Source organism: Leyella stercorea, assembly GCF_019052365.1.
Taxonomy (GTDB): domain Bacteria; phylum Bacteroidota; class Bacteroidia; order Bacteroidales; family Bacteroidaceae; genus Prevotella.
Map to the genome: position 1 here is coordinate 1 of NZ_JAHQUY010000113.1, position 5,277 is coordinate 5,277.

Genomic DNA, 5,277 nt, shown 5'->3' on the forward strand with positions numbered 1-5,277 from the left:
ACGACAAGCCCATTGGCAGAATTAAGTATGCACTAAATTAATTCCGCCAACAGGTATCTTGAAACGTTACCGATACTTCTTGAGCGAGACCAAGAGGTCTGGAATAAACAACAAGAATGAGCTGCTAAAATTCATGAGCCAAGAAGATTTCTTGTTCCGTTCTTTTCTTGCACACCTATATGAAATGGACAACGAACCTCTGTCCGACATCACAAAAAACACGGAAACCATCTGCAGAAATATATTTCTGGCAGCAAAGGACGGGAAAATATCATCAAAAGATGTAGTCGTTTACATGTCTATGCGCACTGTGAGGCGATTGTTACAGAACTCTGCAGAATGTGTGGAGAATATTAACCGCCTTGAAATGAAAAACAAGGCACAAGGCAACGCCTATCTTTGGATGATAATACAGCCTTTCATCAGCATTGACCAATTTTCTCTTGCCACAATGACCGAGCAGGAACGAAAGAAGTTCAACTATGTCATCTCTCAACTTCCCAAATCAAGAAAGTTTGCTGAGACGTTTGACATCAACTTAAATGCATTGAACTATCTGTTGCCACAGCAACTACTAAAAATATATGTCTCATCATTTTAACTCCTACTAAGTATGATAACAAAAGAAGTGAACAAGTTTATGGCTTTGGCACCGCTCATGTTGCCAAGGCTCATTGACAGTAAGAAATGTGCGGAACCAGACATAACCGAAGACTCCGCCATTCTCTATTTTTCTCTTGAAGAAACATTTCCAATCGGATGTGTCATGGACATGCTTGACGATGACATGGACTTACTATTATTGTATCATGGAACAAGCAAGACTGCCCCAAATACACATCACTGTTGTTTCTTTGCCAGCCCCAAATTGGGACAAAGTATGTACAAGGTCAATATGGTGTCACAGCCTAACGGCTTTATTGATGGAATCACCGTAACCATATACGACTCTATCGATGTTTGGGAGGACGAGCTTGAAAGTGATCTTCTTTCACACGAGGCATCTTTTGACTTTATTGAAGCCATGACAGCAGCTAAACTCCTTTCTGTATTTTGCAAAATGAACTATGATGGCTGAACTACTATATAAGATAGCCGACATCATCAATGCCAACAGCAAGGTATATCGTGCTGTTGTTCCTGAAGCAAGGCATGACTATATGATGCACGAGAACGGAAAACTTGTGAAATCATCATGTCTTGTTCTTCGCATCATGTTATCTGGCAAAGTGAAGTACCATATATCCAGAACGGTCTGGAACATATATGAGTATGACATAGCCAAAATCATAAAGAAAATATGCAGAAGAGACGGTGCTTTTGCAGAACGCATTGCAAAATGTGAACCTACAATACACGATGTTGAACTGATTATTCGCAGAGCATCGTTTAAGTCTCTGAAGCTTAAAATTTCAAATTCTCCATTCTATCTGTACGTCGGTGATGACGTTTAGATATTTCCAAGTAATACGGTATTACTCATATTATTCAAATAAAAATGACGTACTTAAAGATTGCAATATTCTTAGCATTTTCTCTGTTTTTGTTCTTGTTTCCAGCAAGGCTATACACTAACAGAAAATTCAGAAGAGCATGGCTCGGTATGGCTTACTCAGAAAACTTCAGGTTGTTCACGGCACGAATGCTGTGTCTTGCACTTATCTTGTTTCACCTGGTGTATTACGCTTTGTTCCCCTTGGAGAAAGGCATCATGCTTTCATCAATCTATGTATTCTTCTCGCTTGCTTCTAAGAAGAACATGATACTGCTTCAGACAATAAGACAGTCACGCATGATTGTTATGGTTCTTGCCTTCACTACCATTGTACTTTCGTTTATTCCACATCTGCTTTCGGTGGCAGTAACCTTAGCGTTTATTCTTGAAGCTGCCTGTTGTTTCCCTTCCAAAGTAAAACATCGTAAAGGTAAAACTCAAAAAGCCCATGCGGAACCTGCCGATACTGAACAAATGAAAATGTTGTCTCATTCTTAAAAACTGCATTTATGGAAAAGAATACTCATTCGCTTAATTGGCTTGCTCTTGGTGCTGATTTGATAGACTGCCTGAGATCAAAAGGCAATCATCGTCTTACACGATACGACGCCTTCGTCTGGATGATTGAACATATACAAAAAGGTGTTGCCGTTAGAGATGCGGACGGAGTTGTCATAAACACGGCACCTTATTCCGCTTCTTACAAACGCCTTGCGGAAGATTGGAATTGGGAGCGTCATACCGTTCAATCATTTATCGAACAACTTACGGCTTTGTCGGTCATCACTTCTAAACGACAGGGAAATGTTTATGTCTTTTTCATCGGCAAGAAGTCATACAAACAGCTCGTCTTATGACTTCACATTCCCTATCATTTCACCTCAGAACGATAACAATGCAACAATCGAATGTGTTCTTCAAAATCTCTGCGAGCTTGCTTGCTGCAATTCAAAAACGACTTGCGTCAACGACTCGTTAAGCAACGATTTTTCAAATCGGTAAGCCTAATTACCGGTTTTGAAAAAACCGTATTAGGCTGCCACTCCAAGAGGAGTTCCTTCGGGGAGCAAGCTCTGGCAGAATAATAGTACTTGGAACTTAAAAACAAAGAATATGGCAGGAAAAAAACAGGTAATGGATATGCGCTCTACGACCAGTGGTGTAAGTTCGCAGGAGAGTGACGAACAACAACGAAACTGGACAAAACAGCATTGGGAGAAGAAAGCCAAAGATAGTCTTTCCAACTATGACCCGACACGGGCGAAACTCAACTTTGAAGTCGTAAAGGGTGGTATCATTCAACCGATAGACACCTCAAAGACAATAGCGGAAAAGATGGCGGAGAACTTGGCTGCAAGGGGTATCAAAGACCCAAATGCACGTCCCAACGCTGTGATGAAAAGACGGACTGTTGCCCAGTTTATCTTTGGAGGCAATCGTGAACGTATGCACGAACTTGCTTTTGGCAACCAAACAGTGGACTTGACAAAGGGCGCTGATAACTCTTCAATAGTCCGCTGCAAAGACATAGAAGAATGGGCAAAGGATGTATACTCATTCATGGCAAAGCGATTTGGCGAGGACAACATCATCAGCTTCTATGTCCACCTTGATGAGAAAAATCCACATTGTCATTGTACGTTGGTACCAGTAGATCCCGTGAAGAATCGCATTTCATGGAAAAGTGTATTTGGTGATGGCAGGGAAGCAGAGTCTGCTAATATGACCAAGCTTCATAGTGAATTGCAGGAGGCTGTAAGTGAGAAATGGGGATTGGAACGTGGTAGCAATATGGAGGAAACAAGGGCAAGGCATCGTTCCACAGAGGAATACAAACGTGAACTTGTGTCAGAAGTATGTAATCTCCAGTCTACGAGGGAAGACTTGTTGAAGCAAATTCACCGCGCAGAAATCAAACTGAAAGGTATCTCTACCATGATAGCCAATCTGCAAGCCCGGAAAGATGATATACAAACGCAGATTGACCAAATAGCCCAGCAGCTTGGTCAATCCGGTACTGACAATGACGAATTGGCTAACAAGATTGCTCTTTTACGCAAGGAGATGGAAGGTATAGACGAGAAGTTGGCAGTACGATACAAGATGCTTGACGATGCCAATGATACTATCAACGAAGCGAAAGCCAGACTTGCGGAAATGAGGGAAGAACATCGTGAAATGCTTAAAAGTCTTGGTGAGGACAATGATTTGAAAGCTACGGCAATTCAGAAAAACATTCTTTGGACTTACAACAAGATGCTGACAAATTCCATAGAGCCACTTATCCCTTCTTTATCAGACCGCCAACAAGAAATCCTTGACGAGTCGGGATATAATGACCTTACAACAAACACCGGCAACATAATCAATTGTGCTATGCTCCTGGTTCTCGGCTATATCCGTGAGGCAACTACTTATGCCCAATCTTGTGGCGGAGGCAGCTCACCTGGTACTGGTTGGGGACGTGACAAGGATGAAGATGATGAACATTGGTGGCGGCGCTGCATTGCTCAATCGGCTGCTATGATGCGTCCTGCGACACATAAGCGAAAGCGAGGACGGTAAATATTAGTAATACGAGTAATATGAGTAATAAATGGTATTTATTACCAGTTAAATTTAATAAGTGATTCACTGAATGAACATATCAACGTGGACTCCATCCAAATCCGCCTTTTCAGATAAAGCCTTTGTCTTGCGCCCAACCAACGTAGGACAAGGGCTGTTCCTTTGTGGGCAGCAGCCTTGGTTTCACCTCCTGTTACGCTTCGCTTCATCTGCACCTTTTTTGGTGAAAACAACCTGAATCAGAAGAAGACCTTCTCGAACACCGTACCAACGGCACCGATGCCTTCGAAACACTCTATATCGGCTGCGAGAAGTTCCCACAGCACGATTTATACCCAATTGCGATTGGTGGAGTAAGATAATTGCTCATTTTTGCAGAAAATAAGAAGAAACTCTGTATCTTTGTCGCAATAAAAATAAAAAGAAGTATGAAAAAGATAGTTTTTATTCTACTCATTTTTTGTAGTTTTCTTGTAGTATGGGGATGCAATAAGAATAAAACGAAATGTGTTCCACAGAAAGAAGCAACTTCTGATTCTTCTATGAGAAGTAATGACGACACTCTAAGCCTTATGATAGAGCATGAGGTTGACGATGTTGATTATGGAGTGATTATAAAACGTGGCGACAAGACAATTCATCGCTTCGGATACAAATATCCTGAAGACGATGATCTTGTACCAAATGGAGAACGTATTGATAGTTGCATATTGGCGGACATAAATTTTGACGGTATAAAAGAAGACGTATTGTTTTATTTGGGTAGCTTTGGAGCTTCTGGCACAGAATATTTTGATGCCTGCGTGTGGAATCCTAAAACTGAGCATTATGACAAAATTGAAGAATTCAAAGATATTCCAAACCCCAAAATCAGCGACAAATACAAGTGTATTCTTTCAAGTGGCTATGTTTCTTCCGCAGAGAACGAATATGCAAAATATGTATGCACCAATGGACATCTCATTAAGGTTGCCGAATTGAGACAATATTGGAAAGGGAACATTTATCCAGAGCGAGACAGGGCTGTTTATGAAGAGCATTTTATTAAAGCTAATGTTTGGAAGAGAAACTTGAAACTAAATCAAATCAGCGATTTCTGGAAACCGGTCGTACCGTTTTGATTATATCCAATTGCGATTGGTGTGGTGAGATAATGCAATAAAACGAGGGAATTGCCGTTTTTATGGTGTAACTTTGTGAGGTTAAATTTAGTA

At 41.0% G+C, this 5,277-nt stretch carries 7 protein-coding genes; all 7 read left to right on the top strand.

Going from position 1 to position 5,277, the window contains the following annotated elements:
• The first annotated feature begins 133 nt into the window (after nucleotides 1–133).
• The 7 genes from KTQ90_RS12610 to KTQ90_RS12640 all read left to right on the top strand — a co-directional run bounded on the left by KTQ90_RS12610 (nucleotide 134) and on the right by KTQ90_RS12640 (nucleotide 5,184).
• Nucleotides 134–601: a hypothetical protein gene (locus KTQ90_RS12610; protein ID WP_217318723.1), complete on the top strand. Its 468-nt coding sequence runs from the start codon at nucleotides 134–136 to the stop codon at nucleotides 599–601.
• Nucleotides 602–613: 12 nt separating this feature from the next.
• A complete protein-coding gene (locus KTQ90_RS12615) occupies nucleotides 614–1,078 on the top strand; it encodes a hypothetical protein (protein WP_022157326.1) in 465 nt (154 codons plus the stop codon).
• Entirely contained in the window at nucleotides 1,071–1,454 is a 384-nt protein-coding gene (locus KTQ90_RS12620) for a hypothetical protein (RefSeq protein WP_217318724.1), read from the top strand. Before KTQ90_RS12615 ends, KTQ90_RS12620 begins: the two co-directional genes overlap by 8 nt.
• A gap of 149 nt (nucleotides 1,455–1,603) precedes the next feature.
• Nucleotides 1,604–1,993, top strand: coding sequence for a hypothetical protein (locus tag KTQ90_RS12625; protein WP_217318725.1), 390 nt, complete (start codon nucleotides 1,604–1,606; stop codon nucleotides 1,991–1,993).
• Between the two features lie 11 nt (nucleotides 1,994–2,004).
• Complete coding sequence (locus KTQ90_RS12630) at nucleotides 2,005–2,352, top strand: hypothetical protein (RefSeq protein WP_217318726.1); 348 nt, start codon at nucleotides 2,005–2,007, stop codon at nucleotides 2,350–2,352.
• A gap of 256 nt (nucleotides 2,353–2,608) precedes the next feature.
• A complete protein-coding gene (gene mobV, locus KTQ90_RS12635; RefSeq protein WP_217318727.1) occupies nucleotides 2,609–4,060 on the top strand; it encodes a MobV family relaxase in 1,452 nt (483 codons plus the stop codon).
• Nucleotides 4,061–4,491: 431 nt separating this feature from the next.
• On the top strand, nucleotides 4,492–5,184 hold the full coding sequence (locus tag KTQ90_RS12640) for an XAC2610-related protein (protein ID WP_117664296.1): 693 nt from the start codon (nucleotides 4,492–4,494) through the stop codon (nucleotides 5,182–5,184).
• Nucleotides 5,185–5,277: the final 93 nt, after the last annotated feature.